23 protein-coding genes are annotated in these 23151 nt (G+C 43.7%); 6 read left to right on the top strand and 17 right to left on the bottom strand.

Features of this window, described 5'->3' with window-relative positions; genetic code table 11:
• Nucleotides 1-16: 16 nt before the first annotated feature.
• The 6 genes from LZF95_RS15175 to panC form a co-directional block, all read right to left on the bottom strand.
• Nucleotides 17-949 carry a helix-turn-helix domain-containing protein gene (locus tag LZF95_RS15175; RefSeq protein ID WP_233755946.1) on the bottom strand — a complete coding sequence of 311 codons (933 nt, stop codon included), beginning with the start codon at nt 947-949 and terminating at the stop codon, nt 17-19.
• Between the two features lie 134 nt (nt 950-1083).
• Entirely contained in the window at nt 1084-2226 is a 1143-nt protein-coding gene (locus tag LZF95_RS15170; RefSeq protein ID WP_233755945.1) for an acyl-CoA dehydrogenase, read from the bottom strand.
• A gap of 98 nt (nt 2227-2324) precedes the next feature.
• Nucleotides 2325-3011 carry a zinc metallopeptidase gene (locus LZF95_RS15165; RefSeq protein ID WP_233755944.1) on the bottom strand — a complete coding sequence of 229 codons (687 nt, stop codon included), beginning with the start codon at nt 3009-3011 and terminating at the stop codon, nt 2325-2327.
• 30 nt (nt 3012-3041) lie between these two features.
• Nucleotides 3042-4046, bottom strand: coding sequence for a lysylphosphatidylglycerol synthase transmembrane domain-containing protein (locus LZF95_RS15160; RefSeq protein ID WP_233755943.1), 1005 nt, complete (start codon nt 4044-4046; stop codon nt 3042-3044).
• The gene (gene panD / locus LZF95_RS15155) at nt 4046-4393 is read right to left on the bottom strand and encodes an aspartate 1-decarboxylase (RefSeq protein ID WP_233755942.1); all 348 of its coding nucleotides are present in this window, start codon (nt 4391-4393) and stop codon (nt 4046-4048) included. Before panD ends, LZF95_RS15160 begins: the two co-directional genes overlap by 1 nt.
• A 21-nt stretch (nt 4394-4414) precedes the next feature.
• Nucleotides 4415-5314 carry a pantoate--beta-alanine ligase gene (gene panC / locus LZF95_RS15150; protein WP_233755941.1) on the bottom strand — a complete coding sequence of 300 codons (900 nt, stop codon included), beginning with the start codon at nt 5312-5314 and terminating at the stop codon, nt 4415-4417.
• 77 nt (nt 5315-5391) lie between these two features.
• On the opposite strand from panC, the gene LZF95_RS15145 reads away from it, so the two are divergent.
• The 3 genes from LZF95_RS15145 to glmS all read left to right on the top strand — a co-directional run bounded on the left by LZF95_RS15145 (nt 5392) and on the right by glmS (nt 9480).
• Nucleotides 5392-6210 (top strand): glycogen/starch synthase, encoded by an 819-nt coding sequence (locus tag LZF95_RS15145; protein WP_111609750.1) that lies wholly within the window; start codon nt 5392-5394, stop codon nt 6208-6210.
• Complete coding sequence (locus LZF95_RS15140) at nt 6131-7516, top strand: DUF4270 family protein (RefSeq protein ID WP_233755940.1); 1386 nt, start codon at nt 6131-6133, stop codon at nt 7514-7516. The genes LZF95_RS15145 and LZF95_RS15140 overlap by 80 nt, the downstream gene beginning before the upstream one ends.
• 122 nt (nt 7517-7638) lie before the next feature.
• Complete coding sequence (glmS, locus tag LZF95_RS15135; RefSeq protein ID WP_233755939.1) at nt 7639-9480, top strand: glutamine--fructose-6-phosphate transaminase (isomerizing); 1842 nt, start codon at nt 7639-7641, stop codon at nt 9478-9480.
• A gap of 174 nt (nt 9481-9654) precedes the next feature.
• On the opposite strand, the gene LZF95_RS15130 is transcribed toward glmS, so the two are convergent.
• Complete coding sequence (locus LZF95_RS15130; RefSeq protein WP_233755938.1) at nt 9655-12018, bottom strand: TonB-dependent receptor; 2364 nt, start codon at nt 12016-12018, stop codon at nt 9655-9657.
• 513 nt (nt 12019-12531) lie between these two features.
• Between LZF95_RS15130 and prfA the strand changes: the two genes are divergently transcribed.
• Nucleotides 12532-13611, top strand: coding sequence for a peptide chain release factor 1 (prfA, locus tag LZF95_RS15125; protein ID WP_233755937.1), 1080 nt, complete (start codon nt 12532-12534; stop codon nt 13609-13611).
• A gap of 84 nt (nt 13612-13695) precedes the next feature.
• Nucleotides 13696-14220, top strand: coding sequence for a GNAT family N-acetyltransferase (locus tag LZF95_RS15120; protein ID WP_233755936.1), 525 nt, complete (start codon nt 13696-13698; stop codon nt 14218-14220).
• A gap of 85 nt (nt 14221-14305) precedes the next feature.
• On the opposite strand, the gene mnhG is transcribed toward LZF95_RS15120, so the two are convergent.
• The 10 genes from mnhG to LZF95_RS15070 all read right to left on the bottom strand — a co-directional run bounded on the left by mnhG (nt 14306) and on the right by LZF95_RS15070 (nt 22607).
• On the bottom strand, nt 14306-14689 hold the full coding sequence (gene mnhG / locus LZF95_RS15115; protein ID WP_233755935.1) for a monovalent cation/H(+) antiporter subunit G: 384 nt from the start codon (nt 14687-14689) through the stop codon (nt 14306-14308).
• A complete protein-coding gene (locus tag LZF95_RS15110) occupies nt 14682-14957 on the bottom strand; it encodes a cation:proton antiporter (protein ID WP_233755934.1) in 276 nt (91 codons plus the stop codon). The genes mnhG and LZF95_RS15110 overlap by 8 nt, the downstream gene beginning before the upstream one ends.
• Nucleotides 14954-15433, bottom strand: coding sequence for a Na+/H+ antiporter subunit E (locus LZF95_RS15105; RefSeq protein ID WP_233755933.1), 480 nt, complete (start codon nt 15431-15433; stop codon nt 14954-14956). Before LZF95_RS15105 ends, LZF95_RS15110 begins: the two co-directional genes overlap by 4 nt.
• Nucleotides 15430-16953, bottom strand: coding sequence for a proton-conducting transporter membrane subunit (locus tag LZF95_RS15100; RefSeq protein WP_233755932.1), 1524 nt, complete (start codon nt 16951-16953; stop codon nt 15430-15432). Before LZF95_RS15100 ends, LZF95_RS15105 begins: the two co-directional genes overlap by 4 nt.
• Nucleotides 16946-17302, bottom strand: coding sequence for a Na+/H+ antiporter subunit C (locus LZF95_RS15095; protein WP_233755931.1), 357 nt, complete (start codon nt 17300-17302; stop codon nt 16946-16948). Before LZF95_RS15095 ends, LZF95_RS15100 begins: the two co-directional genes overlap by 8 nt.
• 1 nt (nt 17303) lies before the next feature.
• A complete protein-coding gene (locus LZF95_RS15090) occupies nt 17304-17714 on the bottom strand; it encodes a Na+/H+ antiporter subunit B (protein ID WP_233755930.1) in 411 nt (136 codons plus the stop codon).
• A gap of 1 nt (nt 17715) precedes the next feature.
• Nucleotides 17716-20022 carry a putative monovalent cation/H+ antiporter subunit A gene (locus LZF95_RS15085; RefSeq protein ID WP_233755929.1) on the bottom strand — a complete coding sequence of 769 codons (2307 nt, stop codon included), beginning with the start codon at nt 20020-20022 and terminating at the stop codon, nt 17716-17718.
• A 353-nt stretch (nt 20023-20375) separates the two neighbouring features.
• The gene (locus LZF95_RS15080; RefSeq protein ID WP_233755928.1) at nt 20376-21101 is read right to left on the bottom strand and encodes a LytTR family DNA-binding domain-containing protein; all 726 of its coding nucleotides are present in this window, start codon (nt 21099-21101) and stop codon (nt 20376-20378) included.
• A gap of 39 nt (nt 21102-21140) precedes the next feature.
• Complete coding sequence (locus LZF95_RS15075; protein WP_233755927.1) at nt 21141-22310, bottom strand: sensor histidine kinase; 1170 nt, start codon at nt 22308-22310, stop codon at nt 21141-21143.
• Nucleotides 22311-22406: 96 nt separating this feature from the next.
• The gene (locus LZF95_RS15070; RefSeq protein WP_233755926.1) at nt 22407-22607 is read right to left on the bottom strand and encodes a hypothetical protein; all 201 of its coding nucleotides are present in this window, start codon (nt 22605-22607) and stop codon (nt 22407-22409) included.
• Between LZF95_RS15070 and LZF95_RS15065 the strand changes: the two genes are divergently transcribed.
• Entirely contained in the window at nt 22597-23145 is a 549-nt protein-coding gene (locus LZF95_RS15065) for a hypothetical protein (protein WP_233755925.1), read from the top strand. The two genes, LZF95_RS15070 and LZF95_RS15065, sit on opposite strands and share 11 nt — an antisense overlap.
• The last annotated feature ends 6 nt before the right edge of the window (nt 23146-23151 follow it).

The following is a 23151-nucleotide window of genomic DNA, read 5'->3' as shown; positions in this document are numbered from 1 at the left end:
CAGACAGTTATTGAATTTATCCCTGAACGTTAATTAAGGAGTCCCTTCTTCTCATTCTTCCCGCAGGCACTCCGTACATCATCTTAAATCTTCTGCAGAAATAGGCGGTGTCTTTATATCCCACTTCTTTGCCTATATCCCGGATTGACTTTTTGGTGGTTCTCAGAAGTTCTACAGCTGCTTCCATCCGCTGATACTCGATGTAATCCTGAGGATTGATCCCCGTGAGCATTTTAAAATACTGACCCACGTAGTCCTCAGAGACATTGGCCACCTTAGCAAGGATTTTATTGGAAAGATCCCCTCCCAGATTGGCCTTGATAAAATTAAATAAATCTATCAAACGGGGATCCTTGAAGTAGGTCGCATTGGTAGATAGTTCTTCGAGAAAAAGCCTGTTTTTGAGTATATGGCGAAGTAGTTCTATAACCAATAACTCCGTATGAGCCTTCATGGCTCTTTCCTTGCCCACATTGCTCACTTCCACTTCCTTCATCAGGTCTTCTATGATAGTAGCCAGGCGGTCATTAAACCGGATGATAAATGGAGGAATGCCCAAAGAATTAAAAAAATTGACCACATCGAAGACTTTGGACTCAAAACCTAAAATGGAAATACAGTCATCCTCCGAATTTTTAATTTCCCTGAAACTAATACTCTGAAGATATTTTTTCTTATTCTCCTGGAATTTATCCTTACTTATCTCTCCTTTTTTTGCCCCACCTCCCAAGGTGAGTTTGGTTTTTTGCTCAGCCGGCAAAAACAAAACCTCCCCTTCATTCAGTAGCTCCTGATCTTCTCCAAACTTGAGGGTGCCATGGTGAAGTAAAATCAGGGTGTTATCCGATTCAGAATAATCTGTCACAGAGGCAGGCTTTTCAACCCGGAAGTTATTCCCGCGGATAAACCTTACATTGACTGATTCGATTACTTTGTTGTAATATTCCATGAATAATTAGCAAAAAAAGATAATTCCAAAAATAGGATTTTTCTTACAAGAAATCATGGATTTTCTATAAGTGGTGTGAAAAAAATAAAAAAGGGTACAATTTTATCTAATTATACCCTTCCCTTTTGACCAAATTACTGTCTGAGAAGTCCCCTGGATATGACTATTTTTTGAATCTCGGAAGTGCCCTCATAGATCTGGGTGATCTTCGCATCTCTCATTAGGCGCTCGACATGGTATTCTCTTACATATCCATAGCCCCCATGAATCTGAACAGCCTCAATGCTTACATCCATAGCCACCTGGGATGCATAAAGCTTTGCCATAGCGGATGCCTGTGAATAATCCTCACCCTGATCCTTGAGCCAGGCGGCCTTGTACACCAAAAGCCTGGCCGCCTCTATGCTGGTAGCCATGTCGGCCAACTTGAATTGAATTGCCTGATGCTGACTGATTGGTTTGCCAAAAGTCTTACGCTCTTGGGAATAAGCCAGTGCAAAATCATAAGCCCCTGCCGCTATTCCCAATGCCTGGGCGGCAATTCCTATTCTACCACCATTTAGCGTCTCCATGGCATATTTAAAACCAATGCCCTCTTCTCCAATGAGATTTTCTACAGGAACTTTCACATCCGTAAACATCAGGGAAGTAGTATCTGATGCTCTGATGCCTAGTTTATCCTCTTTGTGGCCGGGTGTAAATCCTTCCCAGCCTTTCTCAACAATAAAAACGGAGATTCCTTTATGGGCTTTGCTATGGTCAGTCTGGGCAAAAACCAAATAGGTATCAGCTTTTGAACCATTGGTGATCCAGTTTTTGGTGCCATTCAGCACATAATGGTCCCCATTTAAGTAAGCCTCGGTTTTCTGAGAGGTGGCATCTGAACCGGCTTCGGGCTCTGAAAGGGCAAATGCACCTAGCTTTTGCCCGGAAGCGAGGGGTTTCAGATACGTCTCTTTCTGGGCTTCCGAAGCGTACTTTTCCATTCCCCAGCATACCAGCGAGTTGTTCACAGACATCACTACCGAGGCAGAAGCATCTATTTTGGACAGTTCCTCCATTGCCAGGACATAGGAAAGAGAATCCATACCGCCTCCACCATATTTGGGGTCCACCATCATCCCCATGAAACCCAGCTCTCCCATTTTTTTGATTTCCTCCATCGGAAATCTACACTCAATATCCCGCTGTATTACTTCTGGAAGGAGTTCGTTTTTCGCAAAATCTCTTGCTGCCTCCTGTACTGCGCGCTGCTCTTCTGTAAGTTCAAATTGCATAATATTCTCTTTGGGTTTAGCTATCTGCTTGGAATATATGGCAAAAAAAGAAGAGGGGCAACGCTTGCCCCTCTTCCAAAAACATTATTTGACCTGTATCAATCGCGCCCCCCAAAGAACACCATAATATAGTAGGCCAAAGTAGTGAGTGCGGCCAGTGCGGCTACTACATAAGTCATTGCTGCCCACTTCAGCGCATCTTTGGACATTGCATATTCATCTGGAGTTACGATGTTTCTGGTTTTGACCCAGGCGAGCGCTCTGTTGCTCGCATCAAATTCCACAGGTAAAGTGACCAAAGAAAAGAGGGTGATAATACTGTAAGCACCAACTACAATAAAACCGATGATTTCATATGGCATTTGTATAAGAAAGCTACCTAAAAGAGATGCGATCAAGACTATGTTGAGGATCTTTCCGGCACTGTTTTGCAATGGGACAAGAGTCGATCTTAGGTTCAGCCAGGCATAAGAAGTAGCGTGCTGTACCGCATGTCCGCATTCGTGGGAAGCAACGGCAGCAGCAGCGGCATTTCTCCCATAATATACATCTGGGCTCAGGTTTACTGTCTTGTTGGCCGGATTGTAATGGTCCGTAAGCTGTCCTTCTACAGACAACACTTGTACATCTGTGATGTTGTTATCAGCAAGCATTAGCTTGGCGATCTCAGCACCTGAGAGATTAGCCTGTAAAGGAGTTTGAGAATATCTCTTGAATTTGCTTTTCAGTTTATTGCTCACCACGAAACCTGCGATGGCAAAAACGACTACAATTAGTATGATCATAAGTTTATAATTTGCAAGGGTAAATACGGATTAACGGGTTGCAGGTTTAGTCCATGAAGGTAATTTCAATACAATCATCCAGCTTATCAGACCAGCCACTACAACCAATATCACCTGGGTACCGTGGATAATTGCGGCGAAAATTTTTCCATCTATTTCCGAGATACCCAACTGTATCAAAATAAAGGCCACCAAGGCATGAAAGGTTCCAATTCCTCCCTGAACAGGTGCAATCATGCCAATACTTCCCATCACCATGACTAGAAGGACTTCGCCAGAAGACAAATTGGCAGTGCTAGGTATTCCCAGAGATACAGTGTACATGGTAAGGAAGTAAATAACCCATAGCATAATAGAACTCCACCAGAAACCAAGCTGGTTATTGAGTTGCCCTAGCCTCTTGAGACCTGAAAGTATTTCACGGAAAAAATGCTGGATCTTATTTACTAATCCATGATCTCTGAATCTTTTAAAAATGATCGAAAGGCCTATTATCAAGATCGCAAAAAAGGCTATTAAATAGGGAAGTTTAGGAAGTAAATTCCGACCTAAGGAAGAAAAATCTACCAACTGACTTGCCAATGTGACAAACAGCTCATGCTCAACTATAAAAGCTAACAATATAACCCCTATAAGAAAAAGGAGATCAATACTCCGCTCTACTATTACCGTCCCCAGCAAATGGCCTATGGAAATCCCATTAGTCCTTTTGAGTACTCCACATCGTGCTACTTCCCCTGCTCTTGGTACCAGCATATTTACGAGGTATCCTACCATGACTGCATGATATGCCCGGGCGGAAGTTACCTGTTTACCTTCATCGGAACTGATCAGCAGGGTCCATCTCCAGCTACGGATCCAAAAACCCACCATAGAGATTATAAGGGATCCCATAATCCATGACCAATTACTTGCTTTGGTCTGTGTGATCAATGCTTCAAATTCAATGTCCCGATATAAAAACCAAAAAATCCAGATTGCAATTCCTAAAGAAATAACAACCTGGATAAATTGCTTGAAATAGGTAGATCCCATCAGATGAGTTTATTTTGCTCATCTGGAAACACCAACACGGGTTTGAATTTTTTTGCTTCTTCGAGTTCCATGCCTGCATAAGATATGATAATGACCACATCCCCTACTTGGGCTTTTCTTGCTGCCGGGCCATTTAGGCAGACTTGGCCAGAGCCTCTTTCTCCCGTGATCACATAGGTTTCCAGACGTTCTCCATTGTTGACGTTGACCACCTGCACCTTTTCGTTTGCTATAAGATTAGCCGCATCCATCAGATCCTCATCGATGGTGATAGAGCCTACATAGTGCAATTCTGCCTGGGTAATCTTCACCCGGTGAATCTTGGATTTCAGTACCTGAATTTGCATCGCTTTGAATTTGCCGCAAAATTAAGGAATTATTGGAAGGTTATCTATTAATCTGGTTTTTCCCACATAAGCAGCCACGCAGATCGATGATTTTTGACCCATGTCAAACTCAGAATAAGATGTAAAGACTTCTGGGTGTACCAGTTCGAAATATTCCAGCCTTGCCAACGGTGTTTCCTCAAAATCGCGTTTGATTTGATCCTGCACCTCAAACCAAGACTTGCCGGCTAATAGTTCCTCTTTCGCTTTTGTCAAGCTATCGAATAGTATCAGGGACTGGCTTCTCTCATCTGTGGATAGGCGTACATTTCTGGATGACATGGCGAGCCCGTCTTCTTCTCTGCGGGTAGGCACGATGACCAGTTTTATATCAAAGGATAGATCGCTTACCAGTCTTCTGATGATGCCGGTCTGCTGTAGGTCTTTTTGGCCAAAAAAAGCCACGTGAGGTTTGATGCTGTTGAAAAGCTTGGAGACGATAAGTCCTACCCCATTGAAGTGTCCTGGGCGGAAGGCACCTTCCAAAACTGTCTCCAATTCTCCGAAATTTATGCTTAATAGGGGTTTTTCGGGATAAATTGTCTCTGTTTTGGGAATAAAAACAAAGTCAGCCGATTCTTGCTCCAGTTTGGCCAAATCCTCCTTTATAGTAATCGGATAATTGTCAAAATCTTCCTGATTATTGAATTGCGTAGGATTGACAAAGATCGAAACGACCACTATATCAGTATCTGATTTAGCTTGCCGGACCAGGTCGAGATGCCCGTCATGAAGCGCGCCCATGGTGGGCACCAGTCCTATAGTTTTGTTGCTTTTGAGTGAATCAAGCCAGTATTTGTTCCAATCGGCTCCAGTATGGACTACTTGCACAGGAGAGGGTTTAGCATGGGTAAATAGAGGCAAATGTATATTAATATTCAAGAAATCAAGGCTTTTTAGGCTTTTTTTATTATCTTTGCGCAGTTGTTTTTTCACCTTCAACTTAAAATCCAATAAGCATGTCCAAATTACGTATTCTCTACGTTGCCAGTGAAATCAACCCTTTTCTCCAAACATCAGAAGTCGCCAATTTCTTAAGATCCCTTCCTCAGGCCATGCAAGAGCGTGGTATGGAGATCAGGATATTGGTGCCTAGATTCGGCCTGATCAACGAGCGAAAAAACAGACTTCACGAGGTAGTGAGATTGTCAGGAATAAATATCGCGGTAGGAGAAGAGGAGAAGCCTTTGGTAATTAAAGTAGCATCCATCCCGAACGCAAAGCTTCAGGTATATTTCATTGACAATGAAGATTATTTCCAGCGTAAGCATGTATTTCATGACAAGCAGCAGAAATTCTACGAGGACAACGATGAGCGCGCTATATTCTTCTGCAAAGGAGTGATCGAAACCGTGAAAAAACTAGGTTGGGCACCGGATATAGTGCACTGTAACGACTGGATGACCAGTCTTATTCCCATGTATCTAAAGACTACTTACAAAAGCGAGCCTTTATTTAAGGATACTAAGTCTGTTTTTGCGATCTATAACAACGGATTTTCCCATACCTTTGGCGATGATTTGTTAAACAAGGTTAAGATGGTGGATATAGATGACGCTATTTTAGCACCTTTGAAGAGCAAAGATTTTACAGGATTTATCAAGATGGGCATGGAGTACGCCGACTTGGTGGTCAAAGGCGGTGAAGTTTCCGCAGAATTAAACCAACTAATCGAGGATTTCTCAAAAGACAAGAAGTTTGACATCAGCATTGAAGCAGAATCAGAAGCACAAGCTCACGAAGAGCTATTCGATATTTACACGAATCTCGCCGGTTAAGCCGGCTCTTTGGGCCATCGTGGCTCTATTCTTTATCAGTTCTTGTAGTGACCCTGCCACAGTAGGCATAGAGCTAGCTCCCGGAAACAACCAGATTGGGGTTGTTTTCGAAGAGTTTGAGCTTCCTGCCCAGGTGATCTTATTGGATTCCTTTAATACCACCAATCAGTCTAGACTGATTGTAGGGGAGGAGGAAGATGCTTTCTTTGGAAAGACCTCCGCCACCGGTCACTCCAGAATGTTTATTAGCTCTGGGACAGCCCTTCCGGAAGCTGAGGCTATACTGGACTCAGTACACTTCAGCCTTGACATCTTAAATGTGGACGGGGTGAATCTGGATGCCCCAAAGTATTACTCCATTCACAAGTTGACAGAGCCCATATTGGATACCTTGTATTACAATTTCGATGAGCTGTCCTATGAATCCAGTCCGTTTTCGTCCGGTGAAATAGTTTTTGGTGAAGAAACTGATACACTGGCCACATTCCAGGTGGAGGAAGAGTTTGCAGCTGAAATATTTAGCAAGATGAAGGAAGGGACTGTCTTCAATGACCTTTTCTCCTTTAGGGATTATTTTCCAGGTATAGCTGTAAAAGCAAGAGAGGGAGACAATACCTCTATTGGTGTGGGTGTCGGTACCTCTACAGCGCTCAAGGTGTATTACCACAATGAGGGAGATACAGTGTCTAAATCTTACAATATCACTACGGCTTCATCCAGGAGCTTTAGCGGGGTAAAAAGCGACAGAAGCGGAACCCCTACAGCCGGAGTCACAGAGTTTCAAAAACCTTATGACTTAGATCCGGAAGTTGGTATGAAATCAGGGTTGGGAATGATCATCAAATTGGACACAAGCCCCTTTGATGCGTTTTTGGACACACTTGTCGGCGTTACCTTCAACCAGATAGTATTGGAAATCGGTGAACTGAAGGAACAAGCATCTACGAAAAAAACACCCGCAAATATTACCATGTATTTTGCTGATCCAGACAATAAGATCCTACTTTCCAGTACGGGAGTTGGGCTGAGTGTGCAGGCCGACGGATATCCTCAGGTAGCCCTTGATGACAAAGGAAATTATATTCCAGTCACAGGATCCTCGGGATCTACTGCACTTTTGCAATACAATCCTGATATCAGAACCTATGGCCAGCTGATTACCTCACATGTCAATGCCATATATAGAGGTCAGCTGACCAGAAAAGACTGGTTATTATATGGCGCGGATATTTCAAGATCTCTGAGGCAATTGGTTGTTGATAAAAATAATGTGAAGGTAAAAGTAATTTACTCCAGATCAAGGTAGCATAAGTGGTTTCGGAAAAGATATGCTAATCCACTTTCTGATTTTCAGGAAGTGGATTATTTTTTTTGGCATGAAAGCTGTTTCTTTGCCGAAGTTTAAATCAACATTGAGAATTTTTATTTATGTGTGGAATCGTAGCATATGTAGGACAGCAAGAAGCTTTGCCTATAATAATCAAAGGGCTTAGAAGGTTAGAGTACCGGGGCTATGATAGTGCCGGTGTGGCATTGTTGGACAGCAATGGGCTGAGTATTTATAAAAAGAAGGGGAAAGTCTCGGAATTGGAAAGACATCTGGAGACTTCATCTGATCTGAAAGCCACCACAGGGATAGGTCATACACGATGGGCAACCCATGGAGAGCCAAATGATGTCAACGCCCACCCTCACTGCTCATCTTCGGAAAAAATAGCGATGATCCACAATGGGATCATAGAAAACTATGAAGTACTGAAGAAGGATCTTCAACAGAAAGGTTACACCTTCCAGTCCGATACTGACACAGAAGTCTTTATCAAATTTATTGAAGACATTCAGTTGAACAACCATTGCAGTCTGGAAGAAGCACTTAGGCTTGCCCTGCACAAAGTCGTGGGGGCCTATGCCATAGTCATAATCAATAAAGAACAACCCGACACGCTGATAGCCGCGCGAAAGGGGTCCCCGTTGGTCATAGGAGTAGGACAAGATGAATATTACCTGGCCTCTGATGCCACTCCGATAATCGAATACACCAACAAAGTGGTATATCTTGATGATTTCGAAATAGCCATAATACGAAATAACCGTTTGCAGATCAAAACAATTGAGAATGTAGAGACCAATCCTTACATCAATCAGTTGGAAATGGAATTGGAAGCCATAGAAAAAGGCGGATATGACCATTTTATGATGAAGGAGATTTATGAGCAGCCTAAATCTATCGCTGACTGCCTGAGAGGGCGATTGGACGCCAAATCTGGCAGATTGGTGCTCGGAGGCTTGCGTGATTATATGAATAAATTCCAAAATGCGGAAAGGATTATCATCACGGCTTGTGGTACTTCCTGGCATGCTGGATTAGTTGCCGAGTATCTATTCGAAGAATTTGCTCGCGTACCTGTAGAGGTAGAGTATGCCTCAGAATTCCGGTATAGAAACCCGGTAGTAGGGGAAAAAGACTTTATCATCGCAATTTCCCAATCAGGTGAGACTGCGGATACTTTGGCCGCAATTGAGCTTGCCAAATCAAAAGGGGCTACAATTTTCGGGGTGTGCAATGTTGTTGGGTCATCCATTCCAAGAGCGACTCACGCTGGTTCCTATACCCACGCAGGGCCTGAAATAGGCGTGGCTTCTACCAAAGCTTTTACTGCCCAGATTTCAGTCCTTGCTATGATGGCGTTGAAGCTAGGATACCAAAGAGGTACTTTGACGGAAAGCAAATATGTGCAGCTTCTACACGAACTGGAAGCAATTCCGGGAAAAGTAGAAAAAGCGTTGAAATCCAATGATACCATAAAGTTAATTGCGGAAGAATATAAGGATGTTAGAAATGCCCTATACCTGGGTAGAGGCTACAATTTTCCTGTAGCGCTGGAAGGTGCGCTGAAGCTTAAGGAAATTTCCTACATTCATGCAGAAGGTTATCCGGCAGCGGAAATGAAGCATGGCCCCATAGCCTTGATAGATGAGGAAATGCCGGTTTTCTTCATTGCCACCAAGGACAGTTCCTACGAGAAAGTAGTAAGTAATATCCAGGAAGTGAAGGCTAGAAAAGGCAAAGTTATCGCTGTAGTAACTGAGGGGGATACCCAAGTGAAAGCGATTGCAGATCATGTAATCGAGATCCCAGAAACCCAGGAGGCCTTTGCGCCACTTGTTGCAGTGGTCCCACTCCAATTACTTTCCTACCATATCGCTGTATTGCGTGGTTGTAATGTAGATCAGCCAAGGAATCTGGCTAAATCTGTAACGGTGGAATAAACTTCAATGGCAGTCCATTCGGGCAGCCATTTTTTCCCAAACCCTATTTATTCACTGCGGAAAGATGGAGGATCGGGCGGGGCACTGTTTAGAACTAATTGACCAGTCTTTCGTTTAGCCCATTATAAGGTAAAATGGGATTCCCATCCCTTTTGATAGGAAATCCCATTCATATCAGAATCTTAACGTAAGGTTTGCCGCAAAATTGGTCGGTGCCTGAGGAACTCCCCAGATTGTCCAATACTTCTCATTGGTCAGATTGTTAAGTTTTACACTTGCCCTCCAGTTGGGTTGATCATAAAATGCACTGGCATTTAAAACCGTATATGCGGGAATGGTGAAAATATTGTCGCTGAACATATAGCTTTTGCCCACATGATTTCCTCCAAATCCAACCCCAAGACCTTTCAGTATGTGCTGTAGGGTATAAGAAGCCCAAAAATTCACCATATTTTCAGGGGCATCAGTAGCTTTGTTGCCTTCTATGGCTTCGTCTGAGGTTTTTACGATCCTGTTATCATTGTAAGCGTAACCTGCGATTACATTCAGCCCGGGAATCGGGTTGGCGATTAGTTCTATGTCAAATCCTTTGCTGACTTGTTCCCCGTCTTGGAGAGCGAAGCCGTCGGTATTCGTACGGATAGCATTATCAATGGAAATATGATAATAGCTAAATGTGGCACTCAGTCTTTTATCAAAGACCTCTGCTTTTATACCTCCCTCTGACTGCACCGCATAGACCGGATCCAAAACCAATTGTGAGCCATCGGGCTGCATCCTTGGTGCTTGGTTTTGGAATCCATTCATATAGTTTCCAAACACGGAGACCTGATCTTTCACCACTTGGTAAACAACTCCCAACTTAGGAGAAAGGGCTGTCTGCTGGAAACCTTCCGCTCCTCCCTGCTCTTTCCGATCAAAATAATCTACCCGCAGACTCAGCATGGTCGATAATCTATCCGTCCAGGCGATGACATCTGTAGCATAGCCACTCAGTGTATGGGTATTGACAGTATTCCAGCCGGGCCAATGTCCGGATACAAGGAGAGGATCTATAGCTTGCCTTCTCAAAGGAAGAAAATCCTTGGTGACATCTACCGTGTCTATATTATTTGTAGATCCTGATTCACTTCTACTCTGGAAGAGTCTGTAGCCGGCGCCAATAAGCACTTTATGTCTGATATTCCCTGTTGCAAATTCTCCGTTGATATTTTCCTGTATGTTCGTATAGTTGTTGTAAATGGAATTCCAGTTTCCTGAATTTCTGACGGTAACGGTAGGCGATAACCAGGTGGCGTAATACTGATAGCTATGATCCACATCTTCACCTACAAATGAGATTAAGGTAGTGGAGGTCCAGTTATCGGTAAGTCGGTATTTAGCCTCTGCGAATATTTTTGTTGAGGAGGTTTCCGCATCCGCATCATGATGGAACAAGGACTTTCGGTAGTCCAGCCTTAAATCTTCGGGGCTGGTGATCGCTGATTGGGGAGCGTATCTGCTATACAGATTTCTTGTACTGTTGACATTTAGAAGCTCCGCGTCGAGCGTAAACGTCAAACGCTCTGATGCTTTATACAGCAGGCTGGGAGAAATCAAATAAGCGTCGTAAAATCCGTAATCCAGAAAGCTCTTTTCTTTATGCACTGCTGCGTTTAGCCGGAACAAGACCGTGTTGTCCTTGTTTAATGGCGTATTGATGTCTGCCGTAATCCGGTGGAGGTTATAGCTCCCTGCTGTATAGGAAACCTCAGTCTTTTTTGTTTCTTCAGGCTTTTTGGTTACCAAGTTGACCACTCCGCCAAAAGAGGAAACGTTCCCCCCAAATAAGGTTCCTGAAGGTCCTTTTAATACTTCTATGCGCTCTACATTAGCAATATCCACACTGGAACGGCCGGTAGTGGTCTCCATTCCGTTGCGGGCATTGATTCCAATGTTGAATCCCCTGAATGTGGTGCCAAATCCACCGGAAGGGTAGGTAACAGGAACAACCCCGGGAGCATTGCGGAGAGATTCTCCTACATTTGTTATCACCTGCTCCTGTATCAATTCTTTGGTCACGACATTATATACTTGCGGGTTTTCCAGATTGTCCAGCGGCATTCGCGCTACATAGTCCGTTCTTTTATTTGCCATTGGATTGACCTTGGAGTCTGTTATGGTAAATTCCTGCAAGTCGCTGCCGTTTTCCCGGAGTTTGATATCAGGGATTTTCAGTGTCTGTCGAGCAGATAGTTTTACTTGTATTTCCCGGATAGCGAATCCCAAATGGGAAACCACCAGAAGATAATCTCCAGAGGAGAGGCCGTCGATGGAGAAAAAACCCTCTTCATCCGTCAGAACTCCTTTGTTTCGGCCTTTGAGAATCACATTCGCAAAAGGAATGGCTTGACCGGATTCGTTGAGGATTCTTCCTTGTATCCTAGAGTTCTGCTGTTGGGCTTGTGTAGTCTGAAGGAATGCAAAGCCTGTGCATATGAGGATGAATAGTCCGAGAGATTTTCGAAAGCTGGTTGTTGCGTAAAGTTTATCTACCATTTTTCTGTGTTTAAGGTTAGTTGAATAATTGATGTTTGGAATTTTTGTGCGATTGCATGCAGATTCTTGACCATTGGGACAAAAGCTACTGAGGAAGGTCTGACAGGATGATATCCAGCTAAGCTTACCCCTCTGCGGCAAAGGGGTTTGGACAGTGATTTTGAAACCATCATTAATTATATTTAGATTAATTAAAAATAATAGCAAAGTAAATGATAATCCTTCCAGATTCAAGTTTATTTAGATTGATTATAAATAAAAATTCTCTATGGGGTGAAAAAAATGATAGGACGCAGCTAAGCCCGGCGCATAGCGGTGCAATTAGAAATTAGGTCTATCCGCAGTACACCAAAAACCGCATAGAAGTAACCTCCTATATTTCCTGAAAAACACATAGGTGCAGTTTCAAGGTTCTGCACCAAAAACTAAGCCCTCTTTCATCAACCAGAGCCTGGGGAGCCCACCACTAGTCCAAAGAAAAATAACTACTTTTGCGGCTGCTATCACAAGACTATGCTGGACAAATTACAATCAATTAAAGAACGTTTCGAAGAAGTAGGACAACTAATCGTACTACCGGAATCCATGGCTGACATGAGCAAATATGCCAAGCTGACCAAAGAATACAAGGATCTTGAGAAAATTGTAGCAGTGTATGATGAGTATAATTTAGTCCTTCAAAATATTTCCAGTTCCAAGGAATTGTTGGATAAGGAAAAAGATCCGGATTTCAGGGAAATGGCTAAAGCAGAACTTGACGAACTTCGGCCTAAAAAGGAGCAGCTTGAGAATGATCTGAAGCAACTTTTAATCCCTAAGGATCCCAACGATGCGAAAGATTGTATCCTAGAGATCAGGGGAGGGGCAGGTGGTGATGAAGCATCGATTTTTGCGGGGGATCTGTTCCGCATGTACGAGCGTTTCTGCGAAATGCAGAATTTAAAACTCACTGTGTTGGATTTGACCTTTGGCTCTGCGGGTGGTTACAAAGAAATAATCGCTACCATATCCGGAGGGGACGATGTATATGGAAGGATGAAGTATGAGTCCGGTGTGCATCGGGTGCAGCGGGTACCTGCCACGGAATCCCAAGGCCGTGTCCACACATCTGCAGCCTCTGTGGCCGTACTGCCGGAGATGGATGAAGTAGAAGTGAATATCGACATGAATGATGTAAGAAAGGACACCTATTGTTCCTCTGGCCCAGGTGGACAATCCGTAAATACCACTTACTCCGCAGTGCGTTTGACTCACGAGCCAACAGGCCTCGTGGTAACCTGTCAGGATGAAAAATCCCAGATAAAGAACTTTGAAAAAGCGCTGAAAGTCCTCAGATCCCGGCTTTATGAAATAGAACTGGCCAAACATAACGATGCGGTGGGTGCGCAGCGGAAGTCTATGGTGGGTTCTGGAGACAGGTCAGATAAGATCAGAACCTACAATTATCCCCAATCCAGGGTAACAGACCATAGGATCAATAAAACTGTGTACAATCTGCCCGAGGTAATGGATGGGCATATTGAGGACTTTATATCCGCTCTGAGATTTGCCGAAAATCTTGACAGGATGAATAACAGCGGCTTAGAAGATTAGGCTGGAGATTTGCATAATTTCCTTGCGAATTTTATTGATTCTGCGTTTAGCCTATTATCTTGAAGAATTAACCATCAGACTTTTATGATCATCACAGGAGAAAGAGAAATAAGATTAGTGACCTGGAATGAGGCTCATTTTCACCAACTCTATCCTTTGGCGAATAATCCCAAGATTGCGATGAATCTGAAAGACAGCTATCCGCAACCTTATACTATCCATGATGCGCGTCACTGGATTGAACATAATCAAAAATACAATCCCCCTCAAAACTTCGCAATAGAATTTGAAGGCAGACTCGCAGGGGCCATAGGATCTGAAAGAGGAAAAGACGAGCTCCGTACAAATATGGAATTGGGCTTCTGGGTGGGAGAACCTTATTGGGGAAAAGGAATTGCGACTGAAGCGGTAAAACTATATACTAGATATATTTTTGAGAAATTTGATATTGAACGCATATTCGCACAGGTCTATGATTTCAACGGGCAGTCCATGAATGTGCTGGAAAAAGCCGGTTATTTCCCTGAGGCTATTTTGAAAAAAGCTTTTGTCAAAAATTCTACTGTAGGGGATATTTTCCAGTATGTAAATATCCGGGGAGAGCAATAGCTCCGGCACCTCTTAGACCTCCTATACCCGATCATGAGGGCTTTGCCCCAGATAACCCACAATACAAATCTGGGTAGAAAGGATCTCAGTCAGTAACTTCACCTGTCTTCTCCTCTTCCCCGCTTCTTAACTTATGGGACTTCTGCTCGTACTGGCCCTCTAGTTCGTCTATAGTGGATTTGTCCCACATTTTCACTCCGGTAAAATAGGATGCGCGCCCGATCATGTGTGCGCCTACAGGAGCCGTAAGCAACATAAAAACGATAATAGCTATTACTCTGACAAGAATAGCGGTATCCGCAAAATAGATTCCAGCGGCCAGCAAAACCAATCCTATCCCAAGTGTCGCCGCTTTGGTGGTGACTGAGATGCGCAGGTATAGGTCAGGCATTTTCACGATGCCCACCGCAGCCAGCAAAATAAACAGTGCTCCCAGTGAGCTGAGTATGATAACTATGATTTCAGTCATTTCTTTTTCTTTTTTCCAGATAATAAGCAAAGGCCACCGTACCCAGAAAGGCAATTAAGGCCATGATCATGGCGATATCAAGGAAGGCCGGCTGATTGGTCACTACACTATATACCGCAATGACTCCGATCCCGGTAGTCAGCAATAAGTCCAACGCGACAACCCGATCTGAAAGGGTGGGCCCCATCAAAAACCTGATGAAAATAATGAATATACCTATCGCTAAAACAGGTAGAATAATAAAATATAAATAGTCGTAAACGCTCATCGGGTTATCTCTAGTAATCGTCTTTCAAATCCGCTTTTAATACCAGCTACAAAGTCCTCCCTATCTTTCACATACATGGCATGCACGTACAGGACTTTTCTGTCATCAGAAACATCCAGACTCAAGGTGCCCGGGGTAAGGGAAATCAGATTGGCCAACAAGGTGATTTCCAGATCCGATTTTGCATCCAGAGGTATTTTTACAATTCCCGGTTTCATATAGTGTTTTGGCGTGACCACGTCATACGCCACCTCTATATTGGCTTTGATCAGTTCATACAGAAAGAAAAACACAAAAGCCAACAGCTTGGGAATCCTGTTGAAATATTTATTGTCCCGGCGATCCGTGGCTGTCACCCACAACAGAAAAAAGCTCAGTGCAAAGCCGAACAGGAAGTTCTCAAACGTGAAAGCTCCAGTGATGGCTATCCACACCAAGGAAAGAAGAAGATTACTTAGAAATTTGGTCTTGATCATGGTGTAAGCGGTTTTGATCCCAACACTGCCTCAATATAAGCTGAGGGATCCATCAGCTCAGCTGCGATTTGCTTGCTCAATAGGATGATATGTTCTGCCCCGAATCCTATATACAAGGAAACTCCCGCCAATAAGATGATAGGTGCAATCATGGCCCGTTGTTTGAAAGGCTTTAGTTCTTTATAATACTTAACGGTCAGTTTCGGGGGAAGATCCTCAGAGTCCTTCCAGAATACCTCTGCCCATATCTTTGCTGCCACCCACAGCGTCAAGAAGCTTCCCAGCAATATAAATGCGATCAATACAAGCTGTCCTTCGGCATACCCTCCCTGGATCAGGAACAGTTTTCCCCAAAATCCTGAAAGTGGGGGGATACCCACCAGGGAAAATAAGGGAATAGCCATCAGGATAGAGAATGCCGGGTACTTTTTATACATACCTCCCAGTTTATTGATGTTCAGGGTACCCTTCAGTTTGAAGATCAGCCCAGAAACCAGGAAAAGATCGGTTTTGACGATAATATCATGGATTAAGTAGCATATGGCCCCTACCAGTGCTACTTCAGTATAAATCCCCAGACCTGCGATCATAAACCCGATGTGGCAGACGATAAGATAAGAGAAGATTTTCCGCAGATTGACCTGTAAGATAGCCCCCAAACCTCCAGAGAGGATAGTCAAAACAGCCATGATAATCAAAAGATTGCTCAGAAACTCGTCCGGGATAAAGATCAGCGTGAAGATTCTAAGCAGCGCATACACACCCACTTTGGTCAGCAATCCTCCGAAAATGGCCGATATCGCAGGTGGGGGAGTATGGTAGGAGGCTGGCAGCCAAAAGTACAGGGGGAATATAGCCGATTTGATCCCAAAGCCCACCAGAAATAATATAGCCACAACATTGACCAGTCCCCTATTCTCGATCTGTGCCACCTGACCTGAAAGGTCTGCCATATTCAGACTCCCGGCCATCCCATAGAGAATGGCAATAGCAGTCAGGAAAATCGCAGAGGCTAGGAGATTCATCGTCACATATTTGATAGCACCTTCTATCTGCGCCTTCTCTCCTCCAATGGTAATCAAGACAAAGGAGGCAATGATGATGATTTCAAACCAAACATATAAATTGAAAATATCCCCAGTGAGAAAGGCTCCGTTAAGACCCATTAAGAGGAAATTCAGAATAGGGAAATAGCCGAATTTTAAGCGTGCGTTCCGGATAGCGCCTGCGGAAAATATTATTACGCCCATCCCTGATATAGCCGTCAACAACACCATAGTAGCAGAAAACGCATCTGCCACAAAGGTAATCCCAAAGGGTGCCTGCCATTCACCGGCCTGCATGGTCAGTATGCCATGCAGGAGCACCTCCCTTAGGATCCATACAGAGATACCCACTGAGATAAGGCTGCAACAAATGGCAATGAGCCGCTGGGTATTTACCCTAAACCAAAAGAACATCAGCAGGATCGCTGAGAAAAGCTGGAAAATTACAGGTAATACTATGTATGGGTTATTCATAAACTTCGTCTGTTGTATTCAATTCATCCAGATCATCTGTCTTGGTGATTTTATAGGCTCGCTTGACCAGAATGATGGCAAAGGACTGCAATCCAAAACTGATCACAATGGCGGTAAGTATCAATGCCTGGGGCACAGGATCCGCATAGACCTCGGTAAGCATCTTGGATGCAGAATCAATGATTGGCGGCTTACCCTTCACTATCCTGCCCAATAGAAAAATAAGCATGTTGGCTCCGTTTCCGAGTAGAATCAAACCTATGATCAGCTTGACCATACTCCTGCGCAGCATCATATAGATCCCCGCAGCGTATAACAAACCTATCAAAACAACGAGTAGCAATTCCATATTATAGCGTTTCCGAAATAGTAAAAATAATAGTCAAGGTCACTCCGATGACCACCAGATAAACACCGGTATCAAAAAACAAAGCTGAGCCTACCATACCTATAACAGGTAAGGGGTCTTCAAACCATAATCCAGTCATAAAGCTCTCCCCTATAAAAAGAGGTGACATGCCGCTCAGCAATGCAATACTTAGCCCAATAGGCATGAGAAAACCAGGATGAAACTTGATTAGGTTTTTGGTGGTCTCCAACCCATTGGCAAAGGAATGGATGACAAATGCAATGGAAGCAATCAGCCCTCCTACAAAACCACCCCCTGGGAGATAATGCCCGCGTAACAGGATAAACACGGAGAATAATACCAGAAGTGGTAAAAGATAAGTGGATGCGGATTTGAAAATAATTGATTTCATACTATTCCTTTTCTATACTTTTCAGCCTTAATTTCAACAAACTAAACACCCCTATTGCGGCAATGACCAGCACGGTGATTTCCACCATGGTATCAAATCCCCTAAAATCAACCAGGATTACGTTGACTACATTTTTTCCTTTGGCCAATAGATAGGCGCTTTCGGCGTAGAATATAGAAGTTTCCCTATTCAGTGGCTCTGATAATACTTCAAGTGTAAGCACTGCGATCAACGTACCAAAGAAGACAGAGAGCACCCCGTCTCTCAGTCGTATTTTCCAATTGGAGAAGGTGTTGTACCTAGGCAAATTATAAATCACCAATACAAACAAGATCACAGTCAACGTATCAATGGAAAACTGCGTCATCGCCAAATCCGGTGCGGAGTAAAACAAGAAAATCAGACAGATGGAATAGCCTATTACACCCAGGGAAGCCACAGCTACCAGCCGGGATCTGGAAAATACCGTGAAAATAATAGAGGCGAACATGATCATCACCACGATCACCTCATAGATGGTCACCTCGGTAAGTTTCGAAGCGTCGATGACCAGGCTGACACCCTGATAAAGCCTAAGGCCTAATAGGATGGTAAGAAAGCCCAAGATGGTGATGACGTAATTCCTCAAATAACCATTCTGGAAAAAACCAGTCCATAATCCCGCAAACTTATTGAACAGCCCACCAAAAAGATTGGCAAGAGACTGAGGGCTTATTCTTTCAAACTTCAAAGTAGTACCAAGAAGGCGTTCTGAAGGCCTGAGAAGCCAATAGAGTATTACACCTAGTGTGAGTGTCAATACACTCAGCCCCAAGATCAGGTTAAATCCATGCCATAACTGAATATGCATCTCAGTGGCACTTCCGGATATACTGCTGAATACCGGAAGGATCAAGCTCCGCTCTATAAGCCCAGGGGAGACCCCAAAGATTAATCCCAGAGCAGCCAAGATCAAAGGGGGGATCCACATGGTAGGATGGGGAAGGTGGACTTTCTCAAACTGTGATGGGAGACTCCCCGCAAAGGGTTTGTAGCCGGCTAGCAATCCGGCACATAGAAGACAGACATTGGTCAAAATAGCTGCCGCGGTGAGTAAGTATCCCCAGTCACCAAAATGAAGCGTAGCTTCATAAATCAGATCTTTCCCAATAAAGCCAAGAAATGGCGGAGTCCCCGCATTCGCTAGAGCTGCCAGACCTGCGGCTATAGCTACGGGCATCAAAACTTTCCGTAATCCCCCCAACACAGTGACATCCCGTGTCCCTGTCTCGTGATCAATTATCCCCGTGACCAAAAAGAGCGTGGCCTTGTACAAGGCATGCACCAGAATGAAGACAGAAGCTGCCAGTAGCGCCTCCTCTGTACCCAGACCGATCAGGAAGACCAAGATGCCTAAGGCTGCAATGGTGGAGTACGCCAAAATACCCTTCATGTCTATTCGGAAGACCGAGTGAACTGCGGCATATACCATGGTCACAGCCCCAACAATGATCAGGGTAGTGTTCCACGAAGGTGTACTTCCGAGCAGGGGTGTGAACCGTGCCAGCAGATAAATCCCAGCCTTGACCATCGTAGCGGAGTGAAGATAAGTGCTCACAGGGGTGGGTGCCTTCATTGCTCCTGGAAGCCAAAAGTGAAAAGGAAATTGGGCGGATTTGGTAAAAGCGCCCAGAAAGAGTAGGCCTATTATCCATCCGTAGCTACTATGACCTATGATCAGACTACGCTGGGTCAGCAACTCCTGAAAAGAATACGATCCTCCGACCGTTCCCAGTACAATCATACCGGCCAAAAGAAATAATCCCCCCATTCCAGTGATACTTAATGCCAGAAGGGCAGATTTCCTGGATTTGGGATCTTCATTGTTGAACCCTATTAGAAAGAAAGAGCTGATACTGGTAAGTTCCCAGAAAATAAAGAGTGTGATTATATTATCTGATAGCACCAATCCGAGCATAGAAGCCATAAACATGCTGAGGTATCCATAGAATCTATCAAGGTACACATGTCCTTTGAGGTAGCTGTAGGTGTAAAAGAAAACCAAAGCTCCTATCCCCGTAATCATTAAAACAAAAAGTAAGGCCAAACCATCGAGGTGGAAAGCCAGATTAATCCCTGTGCTGGGAACCCATTGGTATATCAGGTTAATTGCCTCCCCTTTGCTTACCTTGGGCAGGTATTGAAGAAAATATACGAATAGTAAAAGCGGGAGAAAAGGCATCAATATAGAACCTTTGCCCTTGATCAGTTTGCTGAGTAAAGGCATTAACGCAGCTACAATGAAACCTGAAAGTATAGCTAGAAGCATGGGTTTTCCAAATGATTGTGGTAGTTGAACCTGGCTTATGCATTAGTAATTCTGTTATTGGGTCTAATGCCGAAGCCGGGTTAAATCCCTAAATTACAAAAAAGAAAGTTCAGCGCTTGGTTTGGATTTGTAGGGAATGTTGTGTATGAAAAGGGGGAAGGTGGCATAGGGCCTGCTGAAAAACGTCCCTACTAGACTAAAACCTGTCATTTTGAATGCAAACGGTTTTTCAACAAATGCAAGCTTTTTGACGACAATAGGTCTTTGTCCTTGCATCGGGAAATCGCAAAACCGGGATTTTCAGTTAGAGGCTGCCACCCCATCTTCTACCGCTCCAAATGCTAGCCCACATGCTATTTCATCACATTGTTCTTATTGAGGGTCTTGAGGACAGATTGCTTATAATTCCTTCCTATGGGAATCTCCTGCCGTCCTACTTTCACTCCATACATAGTATATGAGGACACCCATGAAAAAGCGATGATAAAAGAGCGATGAACACGAACAAATCTATCATCCGGAAGTTTTTCTTCCAGGTAGCCAATCCGTTGATAGCTTACGATCTGCCCATCCACCGTCTTGACTTTCACATAGTCCTTCATGCTTTCGATATACATAATGTCTTTCAAGAACACCTTTACCATCTCCCTATCCTCCTTCAGATACAGATAGGGCTCGTCCTTACCTGTATCGGAAAGAGGCGGGCGATCTACAGGCCTCTTGATGACAGCATGTACTTCATAGACTTTACTGATGCTTTTGAGAAAGCGTTCAAACAAAACCGGTTTCAGCAAATAGTCAATGACATCCAGTTCGTACGCTTCCAGTGCAAATTCCCTATATGCAGTGGTAAGGATCACCTTTGGCGGGTTGCGCAAGGATCTTAAAAAATCCAACCCCGATACCTTGGGCATTTCTATATCAAGAAAAAGTAAATCAACCTGGCTTTGATGAATGACTTCAAATGCTTCCACGGCACTGGAGCAGCTTCTGACCAACTGAAGGCCATCTACCTTGTCGATATAAGATTCAATCAGCTGACGAGCCAAGGGTTCATCATCTATTACGATGCATTTCATATCTTTATAATTGATTTTGTCCGGTAGGCAGGCTCGATTTCATAAGACAGTCTTTTTGCCGGACAATGATTTCTCTCTTTTTTTCTTCCTATCTGAACCGGATAGGACTATTTTCAGTACCACCAAAAAGGTTTGCTCTTCGGAAAAAATCTTAAGTTCATGTCGCCCGGGGTAGATCAAATCCAGTCTTCTCCTTACGTTTTCCAATCCTATTCCCGAAGGCAGGTGGGGTGTTTTAGTTCCCGCCATTTCCTTGCTGTTTTCCACTTTTATGATCACCGTATTTGCCTTGACCTGGATATCCACCGTGAGCCAACCACTATCCCTTTCTTTGTTCAGTCCATGTTTGAACCCATTTTCTACGAATGGTAAAATCAATAGCGGGGCAACCTCTATATCAGACGTTTCTCCATATACATTGAGATCAATATCCACATTAGGGTTATATCTCAATTTTTCCAGCGCTATATAGTTTTGTAAGTATTGGATTTCTTTTTCGAGGAATACCTTTGGTTGGTTGCTTTCATAAAGCATATAGTTCATCAACTCTGACAACCTATAGACAGTTTCCGGAGCCTTGTCTGAATGCTTCAGGGTAAGTACATACAGATTATTAAGGGTATTGAACAGAAAATGAGGGTTGATCTGGGATTTTAGGACTTTAAGCTCGGCTTCCAGTTTTTCATTTTGAAGCTTTTGTGCTATTTCCTGCAATTCCCTTGTGGCCCGCTCATGAAGAAACCACAATTTGGTCATGTGAAAAGAAGCCAGTATGGCCACCAGTGAATATAGGGTGACCAAGGCTATGAATATCTTGGGAAAGTAAAATAGCGGGACCTCGGTAGCTTCCGGCAGATAGACAGGGTATATCAGGTAGTAAGCCTGCATCCTCATCAAAATGGCGAATCCAAGGATGGATAAAATAAGCGTATTGAAAAACCACAAATACTTCCTCTTCATCAACAATCGGTCGATGAGAAAATAAATGGTAAAATACGTCGCCATCATTTTTATCGGCAATTCGATAAAAGAGGTTACGATCCTCCTGTTAAAATCCCCATCTACCATCCCCCAAATAAGCCCCTCGTAAACCAACAGTGCAGACCAAAACAATAGATGGCGAAGCGACTTGTGTCTAAGCCATGTAGGTAGTCTGACAGGGAAAAGCCATACATCCTTCGTGAAATTGCCTTGAAGATGATCTTTCATTGCTTTAAAGTTATCAAATAAGTAGCTATAAGATTGCTTTTTTAGACGAACAACCTATCTGCGCTACAAACAGCACTGACGAGCGGAAAATGGCATTTACTCCTCCAAATCCACTGTATGAAGACTCAGTGTTTTGATTGGGCTAAAAAGTCGGTTTACTACCTCATCCTCATTTTTATTTGAAGTAAAACACGCTGTCATGAAATCGAGCCCGCTTACCGGCAGGGATTCTCCCGAACTGACTTCGGAAAAGGCTATATGACCATGATAAAACAACAACAAACAGATGAAAACCATACTATTTGTCCACAGTAACACCTATCTGATCCTTATCCTCTTACTTGCTTTGGTGATCAGGCCAACGCCGGTTCAGGCCAATTTTATTTTGCCATATCAAATTGATATTCAGAACAATGACACCATCCGGGGTCTTCACATCAGAAACCACACCTACTACGACGTGAAAGATCCTATCCACTGGTTTTGCGAAAAATATGACATCCGGGATGCCTATATCCGGGTGAGTTTTTTGGATAGGTCTGATTTTTACGGAATGATCAGTCACCAACAACCCAATATCTATTTTATCAGGTTAAGGAAAGGATGCCCAAATGTGGGAGTGGTATTGATGCATGAGCTGATGCACATGCGTCAATACCATTCCGGACAACTCACCCAGTCCGAACAGAAGTCCGTCATGTATCACGGTCGAAAGATCAACCTTGATGAAATCTCCTATAAAGAAAGGGAATTTGAAAAAGATGCCAATAGAGAGGGGTCTGTGCTATGGAAGACTTATAAAAGACTCCTACGCAAGGGCAACCAAGGCGGATGAGGCTAA

Origin of the sequence: Algoriphagus sp. AGSA1, from assembly GCF_021390545.1 — a bacterium.
GTDB lineage: Bacteria > Bacteroidota > Bacteroidia > Cytophagales > Cyclobacteriaceae > Algoriphagus.
The sequence above is the reverse complement of the archived record's forward strand: the minus strand, read 5'-3'. Positions and strand labels throughout refer to the sequence as shown.